At 71.0% G+C, this 22149-nt stretch carries 27 protein-coding genes and 1 riboswitch; of the genes, 14 read left to right on the forward strand and 13 right to left on the reverse strand.

Annotated features, from left to right (window positions below; all coding sequences use genetic code 11):
- Positions 1-9: 9 nt before the first annotated feature.
- From BZG35_RS15715 to BZG35_RS15735, 6 genes are all read right to left on the reverse strand, one after another.
- Positions 10-675 carry a hypothetical protein gene (locus BZG35_RS15715; RefSeq protein WP_077357068.1) on the reverse strand — a complete coding sequence of 222 codons (666 nt, stop codon included), beginning with the start codon at positions 673-675 and terminating at the stop codon, positions 10-12.
- Between the two features lie 60 nt (positions 676-735).
- Entirely contained in the window at positions 736-1254 is a 519-nt protein-coding gene (locus tag BZG35_RS15720; RefSeq protein WP_077357070.1) for a 6-carboxytetrahydropterin synthase, read from the reverse strand.
- 52 nt (positions 1255-1306) lie between these two features.
- Positions 1307-1690 (reverse strand): dihydroneopterin aldolase, encoded by a 384-nt coding sequence (folB, locus tag BZG35_RS15725; protein ID WP_150126069.1) that lies wholly within the window; start codon positions 1688-1690, stop codon positions 1307-1309.
- A 2-nt stretch (positions 1691-1692) separates the two neighbouring features.
- On the reverse strand, positions 1693-2451 hold the full coding sequence (locus BZG35_RS15730) for an SDR family oxidoreductase (protein ID WP_077357072.1): 759 nt from the start codon (positions 2449-2451) through the stop codon (positions 1693-1695).
- Positions 2444-2575 carry a hypothetical protein gene (locus BZG35_RS18340; RefSeq protein ID WP_256364117.1) on the reverse strand — a complete coding sequence of 44 codons (132 nt, stop codon included), beginning with the start codon at positions 2573-2575 and terminating at the stop codon, positions 2444-2446. The genes BZG35_RS15730 and BZG35_RS18340 overlap by 8 nt, the downstream gene beginning before the upstream one ends.
- Positions 2576-2710: 135 nt before the next feature.
- Positions 2711-3034 (reverse strand): hypothetical protein, encoded by a 324-nt coding sequence (locus tag BZG35_RS15735; RefSeq protein ID WP_150126070.1) that lies wholly within the window; start codon positions 3032-3034, stop codon positions 2711-2713.
- A gap of 49 nt (positions 3035-3083) precedes the next feature.
- Here BZG35_RS15735 and BZG35_RS15740 point away from each other — a divergent pair, with 49 nt between their 5' ends.
- Genes BZG35_RS15740 through BZG35_RS15755 form a run of 4 tightly spaced genes read left to right on the forward strand, consistent with a single transcriptional unit; the run spans position 3084 to position 5771 of the window.
- A complete protein-coding gene (locus tag BZG35_RS15740) occupies positions 3084-3554 on the forward strand; it encodes an NUDIX domain-containing protein (protein WP_077357076.1) in 471 nt (156 codons plus the stop codon).
- A gap of 9 nt (positions 3555-3563) precedes the next feature.
- Positions 3564-4013 carry a DMT family transporter gene (locus BZG35_RS15745; RefSeq protein ID WP_077357078.1) on the forward strand — a complete coding sequence of 150 codons (450 nt, stop codon included), beginning with the start codon at positions 3564-3566 and terminating at the stop codon, positions 4011-4013.
- 5 nt (positions 4014-4018) lie between these two features.
- On the forward strand, positions 4019-4948 hold the full coding sequence (gene ubiA / locus BZG35_RS15750; protein WP_077357080.1) for a 4-hydroxybenzoate octaprenyltransferase: 930 nt from the start codon (positions 4019-4021) through the stop codon (positions 4946-4948).
- Between the two features lie 13 nt (positions 4949-4961).
- Positions 4962-5771, forward strand: coding sequence for a DUF3298 and DUF4163 domain-containing protein (locus BZG35_RS15755; protein ID WP_077357082.1), 810 nt, complete (start codon positions 4962-4964; stop codon positions 5769-5771).
- 46 nt (positions 5772-5817) lie between these two features.
- On the opposite strand, the gene BZG35_RS15760 is transcribed toward BZG35_RS15755, so the two are convergent.
- The 3 genes from BZG35_RS15760 to BZG35_RS15770 are packed head-to-tail and all read right to left on the reverse strand — an operon-like array spanning position 5818 to position 7383.
- Positions 5818-6759: an alpha/beta fold hydrolase gene (locus tag BZG35_RS15760; RefSeq protein ID WP_077357084.1), complete on the reverse strand. Its 942-nt coding sequence runs from the start codon at positions 6757-6759 to the stop codon at positions 5818-5820.
- Between the two features lie 31 nt (positions 6760-6790).
- Positions 6791-6988, reverse strand: a complete 198-nt coding sequence (locus BZG35_RS15765; protein ID WP_077357086.1) for a helix-turn-helix transcriptional regulator — start codon at positions 6986-6988, stop codon at positions 6791-6793.
- Positions 6985-7383 carry a hypothetical protein gene (locus tag BZG35_RS15770; protein ID WP_077357088.1) on the reverse strand — a complete coding sequence of 133 codons (399 nt, stop codon included), beginning with the start codon at positions 7381-7383 and terminating at the stop codon, positions 6985-6987. The genes BZG35_RS15765 and BZG35_RS15770 overlap by 4 nt, the downstream gene beginning before the upstream one ends.
- A 206-nt stretch (positions 7384-7589) precedes the next feature.
- Between BZG35_RS15770 and BZG35_RS15775 the strand changes: the two genes are divergently transcribed.
- Both BZG35_RS15775 and BZG35_RS15780 read left to right on the forward strand, forming a co-directional pair.
- Positions 7590-8882, forward strand: a complete 1293-nt coding sequence (locus tag BZG35_RS15775) for an AarF/ABC1/UbiB kinase family protein (protein WP_253189202.1) — start codon at positions 7590-7592, stop codon at positions 8880-8882.
- Positions 8883-8914: 32 nt separating this feature from the next.
- Complete coding sequence (locus BZG35_RS15780) at positions 8915-9565, forward strand: methyltransferase (RefSeq protein WP_077357092.1); 651 nt, start codon at positions 8915-8917, stop codon at positions 9563-9565.
- On the opposite strand, the gene BZG35_RS15785 is transcribed toward BZG35_RS15780, so the two are convergent.
- On the reverse strand, positions 9562-10128 hold the full coding sequence (locus BZG35_RS15785; RefSeq protein ID WP_077357094.1) for a type 1 glutamine amidotransferase domain-containing protein: 567 nt from the start codon (positions 10126-10128) through the stop codon (positions 9562-9564). The two genes, BZG35_RS15780 and BZG35_RS15785, sit on opposite strands and share 4 nt — an antisense overlap.
- A 104-nt stretch (positions 10129-10232) precedes the next feature.
- Here BZG35_RS15785 and BZG35_RS15790 point away from each other — a divergent pair, with 104 nt between their 5' ends.
- From BZG35_RS15790 to BZG35_RS15805, 4 genes are all read left to right on the forward strand, one after another.
- Positions 10233-10583, forward strand: a complete 351-nt coding sequence (locus tag BZG35_RS15790; RefSeq protein WP_077357095.1) for a hypothetical protein — start codon at positions 10233-10235, stop codon at positions 10581-10583.
- Between the two features lie 82 nt (positions 10584-10665).
- Complete coding sequence (locus BZG35_RS15795; protein WP_077357097.1) at positions 10666-11520, forward strand: neutral zinc metallopeptidase; 855 nt, start codon at positions 10666-10668, stop codon at positions 11518-11520.
- Between the two features lie 53 nt (positions 11521-11573).
- The gene (proB, locus tag BZG35_RS15800; protein ID WP_077358207.1) at positions 11574-12698 is read left to right on the forward strand and encodes a glutamate 5-kinase; all 1125 of its coding nucleotides are present in this window, start codon (positions 11574-11576) and stop codon (positions 12696-12698) included.
- Positions 12695-13957, forward strand: coding sequence for a glutamate-5-semialdehyde dehydrogenase (locus BZG35_RS15805; RefSeq protein ID WP_077357099.1), 1263 nt, complete (start codon positions 12695-12697; stop codon positions 13955-13957). Before proB ends, BZG35_RS15805 begins: the two co-directional genes overlap by 4 nt.
- A 32-nt stretch (positions 13958-13989) precedes the next feature.
- Here BZG35_RS15805 and BZG35_RS15810 read toward each other — a convergent pair whose 3' ends face one another.
- Complete coding sequence (locus tag BZG35_RS15810) at positions 13990-14934, reverse strand: retropepsin-like aspartic protease (RefSeq protein ID WP_077357101.1); 945 nt, start codon at positions 14932-14934, stop codon at positions 13990-13992.
- A 170-nt stretch (positions 14935-15104) separates the two neighbouring features.
- On the opposite strand from BZG35_RS15810, the gene BZG35_RS15815 reads away from it, so the two are divergent.
- Positions 15105-15686, forward strand: coding sequence for a hypothetical protein (locus BZG35_RS15815; protein WP_077357103.1), 582 nt, complete (start codon positions 15105-15107; stop codon positions 15684-15686).
- 113 nt (positions 15687-15799) lie between these two features.
- Entirely contained in the window at positions 15800-18178 is a 2379-nt protein-coding gene (locus tag BZG35_RS15820; protein ID WP_150126071.1) for an ATP-binding protein, read from the forward strand.
- A gap of 108 nt (positions 18179-18286) precedes the next feature.
- Here BZG35_RS15820 and BZG35_RS15825 read toward each other — a convergent pair whose 3' ends face one another.
- Together BZG35_RS15825 and BZG35_RS15830 are read right to left on the reverse strand one after the other, a co-directional pair.
- Positions 18287-19285, reverse strand: coding sequence for a D-cysteine desulfhydrase (locus BZG35_RS15825; protein WP_077357105.1), 999 nt, complete (start codon positions 19283-19285; stop codon positions 18287-18289).
- A gap of 87 nt (positions 19286-19372) precedes the next feature.
- Positions 19373-20647 (reverse strand): bifunctional alpha/beta hydrolase/OsmC family protein, encoded by a 1275-nt coding sequence (locus tag BZG35_RS15830; RefSeq protein WP_077357106.1) that lies wholly within the window; start codon positions 20645-20647, stop codon positions 19373-19375.
- A 116-nt stretch (positions 20648-20763) separates the two neighbouring features.
- Between BZG35_RS15830 and BZG35_RS15835 the strand changes: the two genes are divergently transcribed.
- Together BZG35_RS15835 and BZG35_RS15840 are read left to right on the forward strand one after the other, a co-directional pair.
- A complete protein-coding gene (locus tag BZG35_RS15835) occupies positions 20764-21588 on the forward strand; it encodes a TIGR02587 family membrane protein (protein WP_077357108.1) in 825 nt (274 codons plus the stop codon).
- Positions 21588-21980 carry a hypothetical protein gene (locus tag BZG35_RS15840; protein WP_077357110.1) on the forward strand — a complete coding sequence of 131 codons (393 nt, stop codon included), beginning with the start codon at positions 21588-21590 and terminating at the stop codon, positions 21978-21980. The genes BZG35_RS15835 and BZG35_RS15840 overlap by 1 nt, the downstream gene beginning before the upstream one ends.
- 16 nt (positions 21981-21996) lie before the next feature.
- Positions 21997-22105: riboswitch (TPP riboswitch) on the forward strand.
- Positions 22106-22149: the final 44 nt, after the last annotated feature.

Genomic DNA, 22149 nt, shown 5'->3' on the forward strand with positions numbered 1-22149 from the left:
CGTGTTTCCTCAGGCCAGGAACCAGCCGCGCGGATCGCGGACCGGTCGTCCGGCCTTCAGGGCCATAACGCCGCTGGTCCCGCGAAGGATCAACCAAACCGCCACGATGAACAGGACGAAGACGCCCAGGCCGACGGCGATCAGGATCCCGCCCAGGGCGGCAGCGACCCCGCCGGCCCACAGGGTCCGCTGCTGGAACACGAAATGGCTGGCGGCCACCGGATGGTCCGGGCCGGCGCGCCCGGTGACGGCCAGCAGGGCGACCAGGGCCGAGACTCCCAGCGTGGGGACCGCGAACAGGATCAGGGCATAGACGGCATAGAGGCCGGTGGCGTCCCCGACGTCGCCCGGGGCCTGGGGCGCTCGACCGCTCCGGGTCGAGGCCTTGACCGGGCTTTCGGTCGCCCAGGCCTGCGCCGTCGTGGCATGGACCGAAGCCGCCTGGACGGCCGGCGCGTCGGCCGGCGCGGGCGGCGGCTGCATCTGCGGCGACGCCACGACCGGCTTGGGAACGATCGCTTCGACCACGGGTGCCTCTGGGGCGGGAGGCTCAGAGGGGGGCATGGCGCGCGACCGCCCCTGCAGCCGGGCCGCCGACGAGAAGCCGATCAGGTCGTCATGATCGACGTCGGGTTCGGTCGGCGGGAGCGTGGTCGGATCGCCGGGTTCGGCCATCGAAATCCTCGGGAACAGTTGCGGCGACAATGGCGGTCCGCCCGGCGCGAGGCAACCCGCTCAGAGGTCGTTGATGCTCATGTCGGGCCGGTCCATCCACGACCCGGCCGCCCAGCCGCGCTCGGCCGGGCTCAGATGCTCGCCCACCACGATGGTATTGGTCGGTGTCTCCTCCAGCGCCAGCTCGACGCAGCGATACGGCGAGCCGTCGTCGGCGAGGAGGGCGTCCAGCTTGCGCCGCAGGGCGATGGCGAAGGCCTCGGTCGTGGGGTCGCCCTGGAACACCATCAGCTGGCCCAGCCGGTGCGGCTCATGCGTGCGGAACCAGTCGAGCAGGGGATCGGCCGACCCGAGCTGAAAGGCGTGATCCACCGCCCCGTCGATGAACCGGTGCCAGCGGGTCTTCAGGCTCTCGAACGAGGCGACGTAGTTGGAGCCGCCGAAATCGATCGCCGCGTCCGTCGCCAGGGTGATGGTGACGAACTCATTGTGCCCGTGCGGCACGGCGCAACGCGACCCCGCGTCCGCCAGCAGACGGTGGGCCATCGAAAATCGGCGGGTGAAGCGAACCTGGGGCATGGAAGGGCGCTATGTCGTGCCAAAGCCCCGCGAACGCAAGGTTCAGGCTGGATCAGCGACGATAGCGCAGTTCGCATCCGGCCCCGGCGGCGGCCTCCAGCGCTCCGGGCTTGTCGACACGCACGGTCACGGCCAGGACGCGGGGATCGGTCAGACAGTCCAGGGCCAGCCGCTCGGCGAAGGTCTCCACCAGCCCCACATGGCCCTCGGCGACGATGCGGCGGCAGGCGGCGGCGACGCTCTCATAGTTCACCGTATCGGCCAGGCCGTGCACCTCGGCCGGCCCCAGATCCAGGCTCACGTCGATCAGCAGGGTCTGCAGCCGGCCGTGTTCGTGGTCATAGACGCCGATGCCCGCCTCGACGATCAGGCCCTGGACGAAGATGGTCAGGCTTTCGCGCACCGGCGCGGTTGGGGACGGGGTAAGCAGGGACACGGTCAGGCCTCGGGGTCGATGTCGGGGGTCTGCCACGCCAGATGCTGGCCGCCGTCGACGGCGATCATCTGGCCCGTGACCGAGCGGGCCGCGACGAGATACAGGACGGCCGCCGCGATGTCGTCGGGGGAGGCCCCGTGGCCCAGGGGCACGGCGGCGGCCTCGGCCTCGAACTCGGCGGCGGTCTGGTGGATGGATTTCAGCGTCGGACCGGGGCCGACGCCATTGACGCGGATGCGCGGGGCCAGGGCCTGGGCCAGGGTCCGCGTCGCCCACCACAGGCCGTTGCGCGACAGGGCATAGGAGACGAAGCGCGGATCGGGCTTCAGCACCCGCTGGTCCAGCAGGTTGACGATGGCGGCCCCGTCGGGCGCCTGGGCGGCGAAGGCCTCGGACAGCACCAGCGGCGCGCGCAGATTGGTCTCCAGATGCCGGTCCCAGGTCTCGCGCGACAGGCCTCCGACCCGGTCGTCCTCGAACACCGAGGCGTTGTTGACCAGAACCGACAGCGGCCCCAGGGCGGCGACGGCGGCAGGGATCAGGGCACGGACCGCCGCCTCGTCCGTCAGGTCGGCCAAGACGACGGCGGCGCGACGGCCCAGGGCGCGCACCTCGGCCGCGAGGGCCTCGGCGTCGTCGATGGAGTCGCGGTGATGGATGGCGACGTCATGGCCGCGTCGGGCCAGGGCCAGCACGATGGTGCGGCCGATGCGGCGCGCCGCCCCGGTGACCAGGGCCGCGCCAAGCGGGGTGTCAGTCAACCCGGCCGAACTCGAACGCGTTGATCGCGGCGAGGACGACGACGAAACCGATGATGATGCCGAGCGCGAGCATGGAACTCTCCTGTTCAGGGGCTGCAATAGAGCGGGCGGGGCGGAGGTTCAAGACGGCAGACAGCCCGAGCCGTCAGGCAGGCTCCGGCATTCCCCTGCCCTCACCGGGATGGCGACCCGCGCACCGGGGCAGCATCAGAATCAGAGGTTTGTCATGTGAAGGCCTGCCGCCCTACCCTGACGCGGTTCACGCGCGAGCGATCAGAGGCCACGTCAGGGCAAAACAGGCGACCGGCCAGGCGGCAGCAACCATCGCGGCCCAATAGCGGCGTCGGGCACGCAGCACCCAGGCCAGAACGGGGCTAATCACCAGCCCTAGATAGCCGAGAGTCACAGTCCAATACCGGCCCGCTGAAATCTCGCCGTTCTGGAATGCGTCTTGGGCGAAAAGCACGGCCAGACTGCCCACAGACACTCCGCCAACCGCGAGAAGGGTCGACAATCCCAACCAGAGCGTGGCCACTTCGCGATAGTTCGCAGGATCGCGCAGCGTCTGGAATACGGCAGGCATGGCGGACTCCGAATGGCCAAGAGGCGACGACCGCGATACACGGAATCTCATGGCCTGGCGCACCCGAATCGAGCCGTTCACCCGGCCGCTGTTCTTCGCTGTCTCGCGGGCGACCCGGGGCATGACGCTCGGCGTTCGGGCCGTGGCGGTCGACGATCGGGGCCGGGTCATGCTGGTCAAACACACCTATCTGGCAGGCTGGTGGCTGCCCGGGGGCGGGGTGGATCGGGGGGAGACCTGTCTGGACGCCGCCGCGCGCGAGCTGTTCGAGGAGACGGGGCTGACGGCCATCGCTCCGGGGCGGCTGGTGTCGCTGCATTCCAATGAGCGGTTCTTCCCGGGCGATCACGTCGCCGTCTATCGCTTCGACGCCTTCACCCCCGGTGAACTGACCCACCACGGCGAGATCGCCGAGACCGGCTGGTTCGATCCCCTGGACCTGCCCGCCGACGCCCACCGCTCGACCGTCGCGCGGCTGGCCGAGATTTTCGGCGGGGCGCCGGTCGATCCCAACTGGTAGAGACCCGCCATGAATTTCGCCCCCTATCTCGCCATGCTGGCCGTCGTCCTGGCGGGCGGGGCCACCGCGCTTCAGGCCCCGACCAATGCGCGGCTGGCCCAGGCCGTGGCCAGCCCGGTCAACGCCGCCTTCATCAGCTTCGCGGTCGGCACGGCGGCGCTGGGGATCCTGGCCGCCGTCCTGCACACCCGGCCCGACATGGTGGCGACCAAGGGCCTGCCCCCCTATGCCTGGTTCGGGGGGCTGTACGGCGCGATCTTCGTGGTCGCAGCGGCCTGGGCCGTGCCCCGGCTGGGCGTGGCCACGACCATCACCCTGATGGTGGCGGGCCAGCTGCTGCTCAGCCTGGTGCTCGACCATTTCGGGGCCCTGGGCGTGCCGCCGAACCCGATCAGCCTGACCCGGATCGCCGGCGTCGCCCTGGTCGTCGGCGGCGTCCTGCTGGTCCGGCGGGGCTGAGCCGGATGTCCGCCCCGCTGCCCGACGCCGGCCGCAACTGGGTCGACGCCCGCGCGCCCGAAGGCCTGAAGCCCTGGCTGAAGCTGGGCCGGTTCGACCGGCCGATCGGCATCTGGCTGCTGCTGCTGCCCGGCTGGCAGGGCATCACCCTGGTTCTGGCCGCCGATCGTCGCCTGCCCGGCCTGTACGACCTGTGGCTGTTCGTCGGCTTCGGGATCGGGGCCTGCCTGATGCGGGCGGCGGGCTGCGCCTTCAACGACATCGTCGATCGCGACATCGACGCCCAGGTCGCCCGCACCGCCCAGCGGCCGATCCCGTCCGGCCGGATCCGTGTCAAACAGGCGTGGGCCTTCGTGGTCGGCTGCAGCCTCATTAGCCTGCTCATTCTGCTGACCCTGAACCTGACGGCGATCCTGCTGGGGGTCGGGTCCCTGGCCCTGGTGGCCGCCTATCCCTTCATGAAGCGGATCACCTGGTGGCCCCAGGCCTGGCTGGGCCTGACCTTCAACTGGGGGGCCCTGATGGGGTTCGCGGCGGTGAGCGGTCAGGTGACGCCCGCCGCTACGCTTCTCTACCTCGGCGGCGTGTTCTGGACGCTGGGCTACGACACCATCTACGCCCTGCAGGACCTCGAGGACGACGCCATGGTGGGGGTCAGGTCCACCGCCCGCCGGCTGGGCAAGGACGTCCAGCGCGGCGTCGCCGTCTTCTATGCCCTGGCTCTCGGCCTCGCCGCAGCGGCCGGGTTCGCGGCCGGGCTGGCCGCGCCATTCTTCCTCGTCCTGATCGCCTATGCCGCCCACCTGGCCTGGCAGGCGCGCACCCTGCGGCCCGAGGACGGGGCCCTGGCCCTGCGCCTGTTCCGGTCGAACCGGGAGGCGGGGCTGATCCTGCTGGCGGCCATCGCCCTGGGCGGGGTAACGTCGCCGCTCTAGACTGGAGACCGCCATGACCCCTTCCACCCGCGCCCTCGTTCTGAGCCTCGCCCTGGCGGCGACCCTGGCCGGGTGCAATCGGGACCGGCCCGCCGAGCCCGCCGGCCCGGCCCCCGCCCCCGGGGCCGCCGTGACCCCGGCCGCGGCCGCGCCGATGGCCTATGAGTCCAAGACCCCCTATGCCGAGGTCAGTCTGAAACTGCCGGCGGCGATCAAGACCCAGCCCGACCTGCACGCCGCCCTCTATGCCCGTTCGGTCGCCGACCTGCGCGCCTTCACCGAAGGGGCCCAGGCCGATCGCAGCGAGGCCGGAGGCGACGCCGGCCTGGGGCCCTATGCCAAGTCCATCGACATCGTGCCCGGGGCCGAGACCGGCAAGCTCTTCAGCCTGGTCCGCACCGACTACGAGAACACCGGCGGGGCCCATCCCAACTCGGCCTACCGCTCGGTGCTGTGGGACAAGGCGCTTAAGCGCGAGATCACCGCCGCCGACCTGTTCGCCAAGGGGGCCAATCTGTCGTCGCTCGACGCCGCCCTGTGCGCCGCGGTGAATGTCGAAAAGAGGAAGCGCGACCCGGGGGCCCAGACCGTGGCTCTGACCGGCGGCGGGGACTGGACCTGCCCCCGCGCCGCCACCACGCCCTTCGTCCTGGCCCAGGGCGCGACGCCCGGCAAGGCGGGCGGGCTGGTCTTCCTGATCGGCCCCTATCTGGTCGGCCTTTATGCCGAGGGGGCCTATGAGGTGACCGTGCCGCAAAGCGCCTTCCGGTCCCTGCTCGCCCCCGCCTATGCCGACGAGTTCGGCGGCGCGCCCAAGGCCTGACGTCGGGGCTCGCCCCTTCGGGAGAGGGAGAGCCGCGAGCCGCGGCTCACTTCAGGAAGTCGTCCACCAGGGCGACGAACCGGTCCGGCTGGTCGGCCATGATGAAGTGACGGCTGCCGTCGACCCGGATCAGCGTCACCTCCGGCAAGCCGGCGTATTCCCGCGTCCACATCGCATCGGCGATGGCGGCCGGCGCGCCGCCGTCGGCATCGGAGGCATAGAGGGCGGTCACCGGCGTGGTCATGGCGGCCAGACCCGGCCGGGCATCGGTGGTCATGACGTCGGTCAGGGCGGCGGCGACGGCGCGGCGGTCGCTGGCCATCGACCATTCGACCATGGTCTCGCGCATCGCCGGATCGCGCGTCAGGCCGACGGCCGCCTGGGCCTGTTGCGCGCGGAAGGCGGCGTCGTCGGACGCCAGCATTCCGGCGGCCATCCGGGCCGCGAACGGACGGGCGGACTCGGCCGTCGCGGTCGGGCCGAACAGGGCGCTGTAGAACGGCAGGGCGTCGACGATCATCAGCCGCCCGACCCGCTCCGGGTGCTGCTGCGCCAGCAGCAGGCCCGACAGGCCGCCCATCGAATGGCCGATGACGGCGGGCCGATCCAGGCCCGCCTCGGCGACATAGCGCGCCAGTTCGTCGACCTCGGGCTGGACGAAGGGGCCGTCGCCGTGGTTCCAGGGCTCGCCCGCGAACCCGGCCAGCTGGACCAGATGCACCCGGTGGGTCGCGGCCAGCCGCGTGGCCAGCGGCCGCCAGACTTCGCTTGAGGACACCAGGCCGGGGATCAGGATGACGTCGGAGCCGGACCCGATCACTTCGACCGACAGCCGGCCGGAGGTGAAGGGCGTGGCGGCCTGAACCGCATGCGCCGGTTCGGCCTTGGCCTGTTCGTTGGCGACCGTACAGGCCACCACGACGGCGACGACGATCGGGAACCAGGCACGGGGGCGCCGGCACCGCAGCAAGGCAGTGGGAAACTTCATCTCGATGTCCTTTGGATGGGCCTGACGAGTGTCAGGCGTGGGGGTTTTCGAAGATCGTCTCGACCGGCTGGCCGAACAGCACGGCGATCCGGTAGGCGAGGTCGAGGGAGGGGTCGTGCTTCTCGGTCTCCAGGGCGTTGACCGCCTGGCGCGAGACGCCCAGCGCCTGCCCCAGCTGCTCCTGGGTCCAGCCGCGTTCGACGCGGAGGGCTTTCAGTCCGTTCTTCATCGGCTGCTGCGGATGAAGGGCGAAACGACCCCGTACATGCCGAAGAAGAGCGGGACGATCAGCCAGGTCTCAATATGTGGGGCCCCGGCGAAGCTCTCACCGAACCCCCAGAAGGCGGCGACCGCCAGCGTCAGTCCCGCCGCGACGATGAACTGTTTGGCCGTCACGCCCCGGACGAACTCGTCGCTTTCGCGCATGAAGGCGAGCACGGCCCAGATCTGGCCGATCACCGGCGCGGACACGGCCGCAGCCAGTACCCAGGCGGCCGGCTTGCCCATGACTTCGTCAAAAGCATCCGTGGTCATCATCGCCACGCAGATCGCAACATAGGGCACGGTGAACGCGATCGTGCGAAGTCTGTAGCGGCGCGCCGCTGTACTGCTGTCCCAAGCCATGTCCGGCCTCCTCATTTGTAAGGCCTACCTTACATCCACCATATGTCATGTCAACCTGACTTTGTCAGGTCAACGCGACATGCGGTGAGTGCACCCGGAAGGTCGGTGGAGACGGCTCGGAGGCCCGGCTGACATGCCGCATTCCGGTCGACCGTCTGACGGCCCATCTCTGCCGCATGCGCCCGCCCCTTGAAAATCCCAGAGGCATGGCCGTCCCCAGCGGCCGGCTGTCCCGTCTCGCCCGCTTCGGCGGACTGGCCTCGGGCGTGGCCGGCGGCATGCTGGCCGAGGGGGCGCGCCAGTTCAGCCAAGGCAGGCGGCCGACCGTCGGCGACCTGCTGCTGACCCCGGCCAATGCCGTGCGGGTCACCGAACAGCTGGCCCAGCTGCGCGGGGCGGCGATGAAGGTGGGCCAGCTGATCTCCATGGACGCCGGCGAGATGCTGCCGCCCGAGCTGTCCGACATCCTGTCGCGGCTGCGCGCCGACGCCCGCCCCATGCCCCAGGTCCAGCTGAAGGCCGCCCTGAACCGCCGCTGGGGCCGGGGCTGGGAGGCGCGGTTCACGCGCTTCGATTTCGACCCCGTCGCCGCCGCCTCGATCGGCCAGGTTCACCGGGCCCTGACGCTGAACGGCGACGACCTGGCCATCAAGGTGCAGTATCCGGGAGTCCGGAACAGCATCGACAGCGACGTCGACAACGTCGCCGCCCTGATGCGTCTGTCCGGCCTGATGCCCAGGGAACTGGACGTCACCCCCCTGCTGGGCGAGGCCAAGCGCCAGCTGCACGAGGAGGCCGACTACGAGCGAGAGGGTCAGTATCTCGCCCGGTTCGCGACCCTGCTGGCCGATGATCCCGATTTCGTGGTCCCGCGCCTGCACGCCGACCTGACCCGGCCCGACGTCCTGGCCATGACCTATCTGCCCGGCGACCCGGTCGAAGATCTGGCCACCGCCCCCCAGGCCGAGCGTGACCGGGTGGCCACGGTGCTGATGCGACTGCTGCTGCGCGAACTGTTCGCGTTCGGCCTGATGCAGACCGATCCCAACTTCGCCAACTATCGCCATGACCCCGCGACCGGCCGGATCGTCCTGCTGGACTTCGGGGCCACCCGCGCGATCGGGCCCGAGGTGGCCGAGGGCTATCGCGTCTTCCTGAGGGCCGCCCTGGCCAATGATCGTGACGGGGCGATCGCTGCGGCGCGGCGGATCGGCTTCTTCGACGACCGGGCCTTGAACAAGGACCGGGCCGGCCTGGAGGCCATGTTCGACCTGGTCCTGGCCCCGTTCCAGGCGACCGAGCCGTTCGATTTCGGCGACACCGCCGTGGTCGCCCAGCTGCGGACGCGGGGAATGAGTTTCGCCGAGGACCGCGCCGTCTGGCACATCCCGCCCATCGACACCCTGTTCATCCAGCGCAAGCTGGGCGGCGTCTATCTGATGGCGGCCCGGCTGAAGGCGCGGGTGGATATGCGCGCCCTGCTGAACCCCTGGCTCTAGCCGAACAGGGCCGGAGGGCTCACATCCCCGCCATGGCCATCGCCGATCCCCGCGCCTTCATCCTGGCCAACACCCGGCTTCAGGCCGTGCCGCACACGCCTCAGATCCGCCTGTGGCTGGCCGACGAGATCACGCCGATCTGGCGCATGACGGAAGAGGAACTGGGCGAACTGGGCCTGCCCCCGCCCTTCTGGGCCTTCGCCTGGTCAGGCGGTCAGGGTCTGGCGCGCTGGCTGCTGGACCATCCGGAGGAGGTCGCCGGCAGGACCGTACTGGACTTCGCCACCGGCTCCGGACTGGTCGGGATCGCGGCCGCCCTGTCGGCGGCGACCACCGTGCGATGCGTCGATATCGATCCCTTCTGCGGCGCGGCCGTGGCCCTGAACGCCGCCGCCAACGACGTGGCCGTCGAATTCACCGACACCGACCTGCTGGACCATGACCCGCCCAAGGTGGACGTGCTGTGCGCCGGGGACGTCTGCTACGAAAAGCCGATGACCGACCGCGTCATGGCCTGGCTGCGGCAGGCGCGCCGGCAGGGATCGCGCGTGCTGATCGGCGATCCCCACCGCACCTATTTCGACGCCGCGGGCCTGACGCTCCTGGCGGAGTACCAGGTGCCCACGACGCGCGGGCTGGAAGACTTCGCCATCAAGCGCAGCTCGGTCTTCGCCCTCGACTAGGCCGAGACGCCGTGACCGTGGCGGCCTTCGGCGATCTCTTCGATCATCTTGGCGTTGAAGGCCGGCAGGTCGTCGGGGCTGCGGCTGGTCACCAGGCCGTTGTCGACGACCACCTCCTCGTCGACCACCTCGGCCCCGGCATTGCGCAGATCAGTGCGGATGGTCTTGAAACTGGTCAGGCGACGGCCTTTCGCCACGCCGGCCTCGATCAGCAGCCAGGGCGCATGGCAGATGGCGGCCACCGGCTTGCCGGCCTCGAAGAAGGCCCGGATGAAGTCGAGCGCCGGCTCCTCCACCCGCAGCTGGTCGGGATTGGCCACGCCGCCGGGCAGCAGCAGGGCCTGGTAGTCGCCGGCGTCGGCGTCCGACAGGGCCTTGTCGACCGGGATGGCGTCTCCGGGAGTCAGGTGGTTGAAGCCCTGGATCGTGCCGGTCTTCAGCGAGATCACCTCGACTGTGGCCCCTGCCGCCTTCAGCGCCTTGACGGGATCAAGCAGTTCGATCTGTTCCACGCCGTCGGTGGCGAGAACGGCGACGCGCTTGCCGGTGAGGGATTGGGTCATGGGGAGGCTCCTTGCCGCTGAAATGAGGGTCGAAGAACCGATCAGAGGCCCCGAGGTTGCGGCTCCGCTTGGCGACTGCGGCAACGGAACCCATGTCTCCATCCATGAAGAGGCTCGCCCCCCTGCCCGCCCTCGCCCTGATGGCCGTCGCCGGCACCGTCAGCGCCCAGGTCCGGCCCGTCATCCCCTATGTCGGCGCCACGGTCGCCGATCAGCACCGCTACGAGAACGAGCGGCTGTACCAGCGCTCGCGCGACCAGGCCGCCACGGCGCGTCAGAACCAGCTGGGTGCCCGCCTGACCCGGCAGGACCTTCAGGCGGCGCGCGCCCCCGAACCCTATATCCCGCTGCAGCCCCTCATCCCCCAGACGCCCGAGGCCGCCCGACGCGACCGCGACACCGCCGTGGCGGGCGTGACGCAGATCGACGACTGGCTGGATCGCAGGCCGCGCTGAGCGCCCCCCGCTGATCGCCACGCATCCCTTCCGTCCCGACCGCGTTCCGGCCTAGCTTGGGACACACAACGGGGAGACGGACATGCGCTGGCAGGGTGGACAACGGGGTGGCGGCGGCGTCGAGGATCGGCGCGGCATGGGCGGCGGAGCGATCGCGGGCGGCGGGATCGGCGTCACGGTCCTGGCGCTGATCGGATATTTCGTTTTCGGGATCGATCCCTCGACCACCACCCAGGTCGCCAGCCAGTTCGGCGGGGCCAGCGCCGCCCAGGAGGGGACCCAGGGGACGCCTGAGGATCAGGCCGGCCAGTTCATCGACATCGTCGGCGGCAACATCAACCAGGTCTGGGCCACCAAGCTGGACGGCTACACCCCGCCTGCGAACATCGTCCTGTACGAACAGGGCACCTCCACCGGCTGCGGCTTCGGCCAGTCGGCCATGGGCCCCTTCTACTGCCCGGCCGATCGGCAGGTCTTCCTCGACCTGTCGTTCTGGCAGCAGATGGAAAATGACCTGGGGGCCTCGGGCGCGGACTTCGCCCGCGCCTATGTCCTGGCCCACGAGATCGGCCATCACGTCCAGACCCTGACCGGTGCCTCCCAGCGGGTTCAGCAGGCCCAGGCCCGCGCCTCCGGCGAGGCCGAGGCGAACCAGTATTCGGTCGGGCTGGAGCTGCAGGCCGACTGCTACGCGGGGGTCTGGGCCGCCAATGCGGCGGCCGTGTCCAACGGCGAGGTGGCGGTGGAGCCGGGCGATCTCGAGGAGGGCATGAAGACCGCCTCGGCGATCGGCGACGACGCCCTGCAGCGTCGCTCGGGCGGACAGGTCAACCCGGACGGCTTCACCCACGGCACCTCGGCCCAGCGGGTCGAGGCGCTGCAGCGCGGCTATCGGTCGGGCGACCCGGCCAGCTGCGAGGGGTACACCGCCACCTGATCGCTTGTCGGGAACCGGCCACCGGGCCATGGTCCGGTGTGCCCTCCCAGTCCGTGACCGCCGCCGAGACCCTCCGCCATGCCCGCCGCGTGGTGGTCAAGGTCGGCTCGTCGCTGGTCGTCGATGATCAGAGCAAGGGGCCGGCCCTGTCCTGGCTGACCGGCCTGGCCGAGGACATCGCCTTGCTGCGGGCCGGCAACCGGTCGGTCATCGTCGTCTCGTCCGGGGCCGTGGCCCTCGGGCGGGGTCGGCTCGGGCTGGAGAGGAACGCCCGGCTGGACGAGAAACAGGCCGCCGCCGCCGTCGGTCAGTCTCTGCTGATGCAGGCCTGGGAGAGCGCCCTGGCCTCGCGCGACATGACCCCGGCCCAGGTCCTGCTGACGCGCGACGACACCGAGCGGCGCCGGCGGTGGCTGAACGCCCGGGCCACGCTGGAGGCCCTGCTGAAGCTCGGCGTCGTTCCGGTGGTCAATGAGAACGACACCGTGGCCACCGAGGAGATTCGCTACGGCGACAACGACCGGCTGGCGGCGCGCACGGCCCAGCTGGCCCGGGCCGACCTGCTGATCCTGCTGTCCGACGTCGACGGCCTGTACACGGCCGATCCCCGCCGCGACCCGGACGCCCGCCACATCGACCGGATCGAGGCCCTGACGCCCGAGATCCTGGCCATGGCGGGCGGGGCGAACGCCCAGGCCTCGGTCGGCACCGGCGGCATGACGACCAAGCTGGAGGCGGCCCGCATCGCCCGTTCGGCCGGCTGCGCCACCCTGATCGTCTCCGGCCTCGTGCCCCGTCCCCTGTTCGCCGCCAGCCAGGGGGCCCGCGCCACCCTGATCACCGCCCCCGCCAGCCCCCTGCAGGCCTACAAGGCCTGGATCGCCGGCAGTCTGGAACCGGCCGGCCTGCTGGAGGTCGACGCGGGGGCGGCCGAGGCCCTGGCGGGCGGACGCAGCCTGCTGGCCTCCGGCGTCCGCCGGATTGAAGGTCGGTTCGACCGAGGCGACAGCGTGCGCGTGCTGATCGACGGCACCGCCGTGGGCGTCGGTCTGGCGGCCTATTCCGCCGACGAGATGGCCTTGATCCTGGGTCGCCACTCGGGTGAGATCGAGGCCATCGTGGGCTATAAGGGGCCGGGCGTGGCCATCCACCGCGACGACCTGGTGCTGACCCCATGAGCGAGATCGACGACGACATGCGGGGCATGGGCCGCCGCGCCCGCGCCGCCGCCCAGGCCGTCCGCACCGCGCCGGCCGAGGTCCGCAGCCGCGCTCTGGCGGCCGCCGCCCGGTCGCTGCGGACGCGGGCCGACGCCATCCTGAGCGCCAACCGGATCGACCTCGATCGGGCCCGCGCCAATGGCATGAGCGAGGCCCTGCAGGACCGTCTGGCCCTGACCCCGGCCCGGATCGCGGCCATGGCGGACGCGGTCGACGAGGTCGCCGCCTTCCCCGACCCGCTGGGCGTCGTCACCGACCGCTGGACCCGCCCGAACGGCCTGGCCTTCCAGCGCGTGCGCACGCCCCTGGGCGTGCTGGCCATCATCTATGAGAGCCGGCCCAATGTGACCGCCGACGCCGCCGCCCTGTCGATCCGCTCGGGCAATGTCGCCATCCTGCGCTGCGGCTCCGACTGTCTGGACAGTTCGCGCGCCATCCATGCGGCCATGGTCGAGGGCCTGGTCGAGGCCGGCCTGCCCTTGGACGCGGTGCAGCTGGTCGACACGCCGGACCGGGCGGCCGTCGGGGCCCTGCTGACCGGGCTGGAGGGGACGATCGACCTGCTGATCCCGCGCGGCGGCAAGAGCCTGGTGGCGCGGGTCCAGGCGGAGGCGCGGGTGCCCGTGCTGGGCCATCTGGAGGGGCTGAACCACACCTATCTGCACGCCTCGGCCAATCCCGCGATGGCGGTCGACGTCGTGGTCAACGCCAAGATGCGGCGCGTCTCCGTCTGCGGCGCGACCGAGACCCTGCTGGTGGACCGGACGGCGGCCGAGCGTCTGCTGGTGCCGGTGGCCCAGGCCCTGACGGCGGCGGGCTGCGCGCTGCGCGGCGACGCCGAGGCCATGGCCCTGGTCCCCGGCATGGCGGCGGCCGAGGAGGCCGACTGGTCGACGGAGTATCTGGCCCCGATGCTGGCGGTGCGGATCGTCGACGGGCTGGACCAGGCCATCGCCCACATCGCCACCTATGGCTCCGGCCACACCGAGGCGATCGTGGCCGAGGACGCCTGGGCCGCCGCGGCCTTCCAGCAGGCCGTCGACAGCGCCATCGTGCTGTGGAACGCCTCGACCCAGTTCGCCGACGGCGGCGAGTTCGGCTTCGGCGGCGAGATCGGCATCTCGACCTCGCGCCTGCACGCCCGAGGCCCGGTGGGCGCCGAACAGCTGACCAGTTTCAAATATCTGGTCACCGGCACGGGCCAGACCCGGCCCTGAAGCCTGATCCACACACCTCAAACGATCAAGCTCTAGCCGCCCCCCAGGTCCAGCGGACGCGAGGTGTGGAGGGCGGGGCCGCCCAGATCCAGCAGCACCCTCTGACCCTCGAACGCCGCCATCCCGACCAGGGCGGTCGGGAACCCCGGCAGGGCCACGTCGGCATAGATCGCCGTCTCGACGTCCTGGTACAGCTGATCGCCGATGGTGATCGTCCGTGCCCGGACCAGTTCGGAGGCAATGGCCCCGCCCAGCACGATGCTGCGGCCTTCGCGGACGGGCCGGCCGTCCAGCAGGCCTGCAGTGACCGCCGTCTCGCGCCCCAGGGCCAGGATCGCCGAGGCCCCCGTATCCACCACGGCCTGAAACCGCGCGCCCTCGACCGTGACCTCGGTATGCAGCGCGCCGCGCGCCCGCCCGACCGTCACCGGCAGGACATCCTCCGGCAGACGATGCGCGGCCCGGTCGTGAAACCTCAGGCGATGCGCGGTCGTGTCCAGCTCGAGCACGGTTTCGCCCAGCACGTCCTGGCCCAGGATCAGCGGCGCGGACAGGCCCTGCCGCATGGCCAGGGGGCCCAGTTCGAGAATGGCGGCGCGCAGTCCGGCGATCCGCATGTCGCCGAGCGCGATCTGCAGCGTCGTGCCCCGGCCCATCTGGGCCCCGCCTCCGACGCCATAGGCCACCAGCGGCACGTCGACGGAACGGGTCAAGCCCAGGGCGTCGAACAGCCCGCTGTCGATCACGGAGAACTGCGCGCCGGAATCGATCAGGGCCCGTACCGTCTGACCGGCGATGGTGACGAGGGCCGTGGGCGTGGCGGCGCGCGGCTCGTCATAGGAGACCCATCCGCTGGTCCCGTCGGGTCCGAAGCTCATGGCGGGATCGCGCCACAGCACGTTTTCACGCAGCCACCAGGCGCCGCCCAGCCCGCCGGCCAGCAGCGCGGCCCGGGTCAGGAGGTCACGACGGTTCATGGACAGGACAATGGGGAGGCGAGCGGGCCGCGTCGAGGCGCAGCGCTGTCGCGGGGCGTCTTTTGCCCGCGACGCCCCCGTTTTCCCGGTCTTCACGATCCCTTCACCCTGTCCGGAAACCCTGTGTCAAGGCGGCCTCCGGCACCATCGGCGGAGAAAAAGGGACCTCCATGGCGCGCGCTCAGTTTCAAAAAGGCCAGAAGGTCTGGGTCGAGTGCGTGGGCGCCTGGGCTCAGGTGGAGAAGGTCCAGCCCGTCTGGGCCAAGGGCTTCGAGGAACCGGTCCGCGTCACCTACGACGTCGGCCTGGGGCGCGAGTTCCAGGCCGGCGAACTGAGCCTGCCGGTCGAGGACGAGGCCAGCCGGGACGTCGGCGACTGGCGGCTGCTGCGGGCCCGCAACAAGTGGCAGTCCGCCGAGGACGTGCCCCATCACCCCTATCCCGGCAGCTATCCCGTCGTGGTCACCGATACCGCCGACTGGGGCGGCTGGCGCGTGCCCGGGGCCGAATACGATCGCGATCCGCAGAAGATCGAGTTCCAGGGTCGTCTGATCGTCTCCGCGCCCCGGCTGATGCAGCTGGCGCAGCGGCTGGTCGATGCCGTGTCCGAAGACCCGGACGACGCCCCGCCCGAAAGCCTCGCCCTGGCGCGGGAAGCGCATGAGATCCTGAAGTCCATCACCCAGATCGTCGGGGCCCCGGCGGAAAGCCAGATCGGTCTGCCGCTCTCCCAGAGGGCGGTCGCCGCCTAATCCATTGGACGGGTCTCGACAGGATTCAGCGACGCAGCCTAGATTCGACCGCGACACGAACGCGCGCGCACCCGGCCCCGCCGGATCAGGCCGCGAACCTCTGGGAGAGCGCCTTGCGGGGCACTGAGCGCCGCATTCAGCATCCGGGCCGCCGTGCCGCGGACCGGCCAGACGGCCTGCCCACCTGGGCCAGGATCCTGTTGCTCGCGCTCGCCCTGGGTGTGGCCAGCTACGTCCTGATCTTTGCGCGCGAGAGCACCCGACCCGCCCGCGAGCTGGCCGCGCTGCGGCAGGAGGCCCTGGTCACGGCCGCTCAGCTGGCCGCCGCGCAGCTGGATGCATCGCTGAGCCGCGCTCAGCTCGGCCTCGATGTCGCTGCGGTCGGCCTTGCCGACGCGCCGGAACGCCCCCTGGCGGCGATCGAAGCCGCGCGACGCATCGCGCCCGAGACGGCCTTCATGGTCAGCGCCCCCGGCGGCCGGACGCTCGCGGTCACCGGCGCGCGCCGGGCGGAATTCGATCAGACGACCACCGCCGTCTTCAGCCGGCGCACGACGACCGAGCGCACCCTGACCGCCTTGACGCGTCCCCCGGCCCAGGACGGCGTTCTGATCGTTCGCGCCGATGGCGGCATACTGGGTGAGACGACCACGCTGAACGCCCGCCTCGGCCTGGAGATCGGCGATCTGGTCGAGTCGCATTCGCCCGTCATCGGCCGGACGGCCGGCGGCCCGCTGTCGGCCGTGGGGGTCAGGGTGGGCGAGACGGGGCTGGTCGCCGTCGCCTGGCGCCAGAGCATCAGCGGTGCCGCCGCCGTCGTCAGCGATCTGTGGTTGTTCATCGCGCCCCTGGGGCTGGGCGTTCTGGTCGTGGGAATGGCCATTCTGCAGCGCTGGCAGGAGCGACGCGCGGCCAAGGTGTGGGCCGAAAGCGAGAACCGCTTCCGCGTCGCCGTCGAGGCCGCGCGCTGCGGCGTCTGGGAATGGGATCTGGACAGGGAAACGGTCGAGATCTCGGACTATATGGCCGCCCTGGTCGGCCTGCCCGCAGGGGGCGGCGTCAGCAGCCAGGCGGTGATGGACCGGATCCATCCCCGCTATCGCAATCTGGTCGAACACGCCCTGCGTCAGGCCGCGACCTTCGGGGCGTTCGAGGTGACCTTCCCCGTCGCCAAGGAGGGTGGCGGCGTCCGCTGGATCGATGCCCGGGGCCAGGCCCGCGGCGCACGCGGCGAAGACGGCTTCGACCTGATCATGGGCGTGGCCATGGACATCACCGAGGCGCGGCGCGCCAAGGCCCAGGCCCAGGCCGCCGAGGGACGTTTGCGCGACGGCATCGAGAGCGTGTCCGACGCCTTCGTCCTGTTCGATCGGCAGGGTCGGCTGATCCTGTGGAACCAGGCGTTCAAGGACGCCTTCGGCTTCGCCGACGAGGCCGTGCGCAAGGGGGCCCAGAAGGACGAGCTGAACCGCATCGCCGCCCTGGCCATCAAGGCCGACCGGCCGTCGCCCGAAGGCCGGGCCGGCGCGCGCGAGGTCGAGCTGAACGACGGGCGGGTCCTGCAGCTGGCCGAGCGGTTCACCGGCGACGGCGGCACCGTCATCACCGCGGCGGATGTGACCGCCATCCGCCGTCAGGAAGTGGAGCGCCAGCGGGCGGCCGAGTCCCTGGGCAAGACCGTGGCCGAGCTGGAGGCGAGCCAGGGCATGCTCAGCCAGCTGGCCCGTAAATACGAAATCGCCATGACCCGGGCCGAGGCCGCCAACCAGGCCAAGTCGGAGTTCCTGGCCAACATGTCCCACGAGCTTCGCACCCCGCTGAACGCCATCAACGGATTCTCCGAAATCATGGCCGGCGAGATGTTCGGTCCCTTGGGACACGAGAAATACAAGGGCTACGCCCACGACATCCTGAAATCCGGTCAGCATCTGCTGAGCCTGATCAACGACATCCTGGACATGGCCAAGATCGAGGCCGGGAAGATGACCCTGCACTACGAACCGGTGTCCCTGACCGAGGTGTGCGAGGACGCCATTCGCCTGATGCGCGGCAAGGTGCAGGACTGCGGCCTGACCCTGACCTTGAAGGCCGGCGATGTGCCCCAGATCGAGGCGGACTACCGCGGCCTGAAGCAGGTGATGCTGAACCTGATCTCGAACGCGGTGAAGTTCACCCCGGAAGGCGGCGAGATCACCGTCTCCGTCACGCAGCGCGGGGAGACCCATATGCGGATTGCCGTCGCCGATACGGGCATCGGCATCGCCGAGGCCGACCTGGCCCGGCTGGCCCATCCCTTCGAACAGGTCGAGGGCCAGCACTCCAAGACCACCCAGGGCACCGGTCTGGGCCTGGCCCTGACCAAGTCGCTGATCGAACTGCACCAGGGCGAAATGCGGATGGAGAGCACGCCCGGGAAAGGCACCACCGTCAGCTTCGACCTCCCCATTCACCGCCCCGGCCTCGTCGAGATCCCGCAGGCGAAGGCGGCCTGAGCCGCACGCAGCCGGTCGGCGCCAGCTCGAACTAGGCCACCGCCCGCTCGTCGGGCCGGAGGGTCAGCACCCGGACGCCCTCACGCCCAGCCTGGCGGGGCAAGCGCGCTAGAGCATCGCGTCCAGCTCGCCCTGGTAGCCGAACAGACCCTGGGCCCCGCCGGTGTGCAGGAAGACCACCCGTTCCCCCTCGAACCGCCCGGCCCGGGCCAGGGCGATCAGCCCCTTCATCGCCTTGGCGGTATAGACCGGGTCCAGCACGATCCCGTCGGTCCGCGCCGCCAGCATCAGGGCGTCCGCCACCCCCTGGTCGATCAGGCCGTAGCCGGCGCCGACATAGTCGCAGTCGGCCACGACCATGGCGTCCGTCACCCGGTCGGCGTGGCCCAGCAGCATCGCGGTTTCCCGGGCCAGTTTCATCACATTGGCCTCCTGCTTCTCCTTCGGCGCGCGGACGCCGATGCCCAGCACCGAAATGTCGGCTCCCAGGACGGCCAGCCCCGCCACCAGCCCGGCATGGGTCCCGGCGCTGCCCGTCGCCGTCACGATCCGGTCGATGGCCAGGTCCAGCTCATCGGCCTGGACCACGATCTCGCGGGCGCAGTCGACATAGCCCAGGGCGCCGATGGCGTTCGACCCACCGCCCGGGATCACATAGGGCCGTCCGCCCCGCGCCCGCACCGCCTCCGCCGTCGCCTCCAGCTCGGCCGGCATGTCCGATCCTCCGGGCACGGATCGAATAATGGCCCCGAACAGCCGGTCCATCAGGACGTTGCCGTTGTGGACATAATCGGTCGCCTTCGACCCCGTCCGTTCCTCCAGGATGACCTCGCATTTCAGCCCCGTAGCTGCCGCCGCCGCCGCCGTCTGGCGCACGTGGTTGGACTGCACCGCCCCCTGGGTCACCAGGGTGTCGGCGTCCTGTTCGAAGGCGTCGCCCAACAGGAACTCCAGCTTGCGCGTCTTGTTGCCGCCGCCGGCCAAGCCGGTGCAGTCGTCGCGCTTGATCCAGAGGTCGATGCCCAGGGCCTCCGACAGGCGCGGCAAGGGCTCCAGCGGGGTCGGCAGGTGCGCCAGGCGCAGACGGGGAAAGCGGGCGAGATGCATGGGTCGGCCTTTTGCGTTCCGCCCACTGCTACCATTGCCCCGGCACCGGCGCGAGCGCTCGTCCGTCGCCCGGCCTCCGGTCCCGGGCTAGTCGGCCTGGGTCTCGCAGGCCGTTTCCATCTGCGCGAAATGCTCGGTCTCCGCCGGGGCCGCCATGGCGGTCTCCGCCCGCGTCACGACGCGGGCCCCCGCTTCGAGGGTCCGATGCACCGGACATTTTTCGGCGATGGCGAAGAGGCTGGCGCGCTGGGCGGCGTCCAGGGTCCCGTCCAGCGTCAGGGTCCGCTCGAACACGTCCGGCGGCGTCTGGCCCACCTGCCGGTCGTGCCGCACCTCGACCGCCGCCCGCTCCAGCGGCAAGCCCTTCTTCTCGGCATAGAGCCGCAGCGTCATCACCGTGCACGCCCCCAGTCCCGCCGCCACCAAAGCATAGGGCGTCGGCCCCGAGGCCATCCCGCCGACCGAGACCGGCTCGTCGGCCAGCAGCATCGCCCCGCCCGCCTCGACCCGGACCTGGAACCGGCCCGCCCCCGTTTCGGCCACCCGCACCACGCCGTCGGCGGGCGGCATGGCGGACTCGGCCTCGATCCCATCCAGGTAGCGGCTGGCCCAGGCGGCGATGACATTGGCGGCATAGGCCGCGTCGGCGGGCTTCGACAGCAGGTGATCGGCCCGGTCCAGCGACACGAAGCTCTTGGGGTGCCGGGCCGCGATGAAGATCGCGCTGGACTCCTCGATGCCGACGATCTGGTCGACCGGCGAATGCATCACCAGCAGCGCCCGTTTCAGATCCGCCAGCCTCGCCTTCTGATCCTGCATCCTGAGATCGTCGGCGAAGCCCGCCCCGACCGAGACCGGCCGCCCGCCGACGCTGGCGGTATGGGTCTCGCCATGGCCCAGCCCCTCGGCCTGGGGGCCCAGCAGGCGCAGCACGTGGGCGACGTCGAAGGGGGCGCCGATCGTCGCCACCGCCCGGACGCTGGGAATGTCGCCCGCCGCCGCGATCGCGGCCGCCCCACCCAGGCTGTGGCCGACCAGCAGGCCGGGCGCGCAGCCGTGCGCCGTCATGTGCCGCGCCGCCGCCACCAGGTCGGCGACATCGACGGAGAAGCCCTCCGGCATCGCCGCGAGCGTCTGTTCGCCGATGCCCGCGAAGTCGATCCGCAGCGTGCCCACCCCCTCGGCGGCCAGGGCCCGGCTGATCCGCGTGGCCGCCAGATTGTCCTTGCCGCAGGTGAAACAGTGGGCGAACAGCGCCCAGGCCCGCGCCTGTCCGTCCGGCCGATCCAGCCGGGCCCGCACCCGCCGCGCCGCCGCGCCCTCCGCGGCGGGACGGTCGAAGTCGAAGGGTTCGGTCTGCATGGTTCGGTTCCTGCGGGGCGACGGACCACTCTAGCGCGTCCGCTCGCGCTTGGCGGCGACAAGGTTTGATCCCATCGCCGGCGGGAGCCAAGCTTGGCCGAAAGCGTTGCGGGGCCATGGACACGACGATCGCCGCCCTCCTCACGCGTGAGCGACGCTTCGTCGTCGACCTGGCGCGGGCCTTCGGCGGGGCCCTGATCTTCGCCGTCCCGATGTTCATGACCCAGGAGATGTGGCGCTTCGGCGCCACGATGGAGCCGTGGCGGCTGATCGCCTTCGTCGCCCTGGGCCTGCCGCTGCTGTACGGCCTGGCCGACTACGCCGGCTTCGATCCCCGCCGCAGCACCACCAGCGACGTGCTGAACACCCTGACCGCCCTGGCCGTCGGCTTCGCCACGGCCGCCGGCCTGATGGCCCTGTTCAACATCATCCAGCCCGGCTCCGCCCCGCGGGACGCCGTGGGCCAGATCACGATCCAGGCCATTCCCGCCGCCATGGGGGCCCTGCTGGCCCGCAAGCAGCTGCTGCCGGACGACGGCCAGGAGGAGGAGGACTCGGCCTCCTGGCTGGGCGAGGTCTTCCTGATGGTGGCCGGCGCCCTGTTCCTGTCGCTGAACATCGCCCCGACGGAGGAGGTGATCCGCATCGCCCACACCCTGTCCGCCTGGCACGCCCTGGCCCTGGCGCTGGTCTCGCTGGTCCTGCTGCATGCCCTGGTGTTCTCGGTCGGCTTCGGCGGGCAGCAGCCGGCCGACCACCCGGTCAGCGCCTTCTTCCAGTTCACCGTGGTCGGCTATGCCCTGGCACTGCTGGTCAGCCTGTTCATGCTGTGGGCCATCGGCCGCACGGACGGACAGGCGCTGGGCGGCGTCGTCTCCATGACCGTGGTGCTGGGCTTCCCCGCCGCTCTGGGAGCCGCCGTCGCGCGGTTGGTGATCTGATGGCCGCAGCCGCCCTGAAACGCGCCAATCCCATCCTGGAATGGCTGGTCGCCCTGATCGGCCTGGTCGTGGTGATCGGCGCCCTCGGCGTGCTGGTGCAGGAGGCCCTGCTGCCCGCCACGCCGCCCGACCCGATCCTGCGCGTGCGCGACGTCAGCCGCGCCGCCGGCGGCTGGCGGGTCGAGGTCGAGGCGGAGAACCGCGGCCGCGCCACCGCCATGGCGCTGGAGGTCAACGCCACCCTGACCCCGCCCACGGGCCCGCCCGAGACCGCCGCCGCCACCGTCGACTATCTGGGCGGGGGCTCCACGGCCGACCTGACGCTGATGTTCAAGACCGATCCACGCCGGGGCGAACTGGAACTGACCGTCGGGGGCTGGTCCGAACCCTGATCGCGGTCTATCGTGGTGTCGTTCTCCGGGGGGTCGCGCGCGAGCGGCTGAGATTGAGGTAAGCCTCTGACCCGTCGAACCTGATCCGGGTCATGCCGGCGAAGGGATGGGAAACACGGGTCCACGCTACAGGACCCTCTCGCCCGACGTCGGCGGACCTCAACGCACA

The organism is Brevundimonas sp. LM2 (assembly GCF_002002865.1).
Classification (GTDB): domain Bacteria; phylum Pseudomonadota; class Alphaproteobacteria; order Caulobacterales; family Caulobacteraceae; genus Brevundimonas.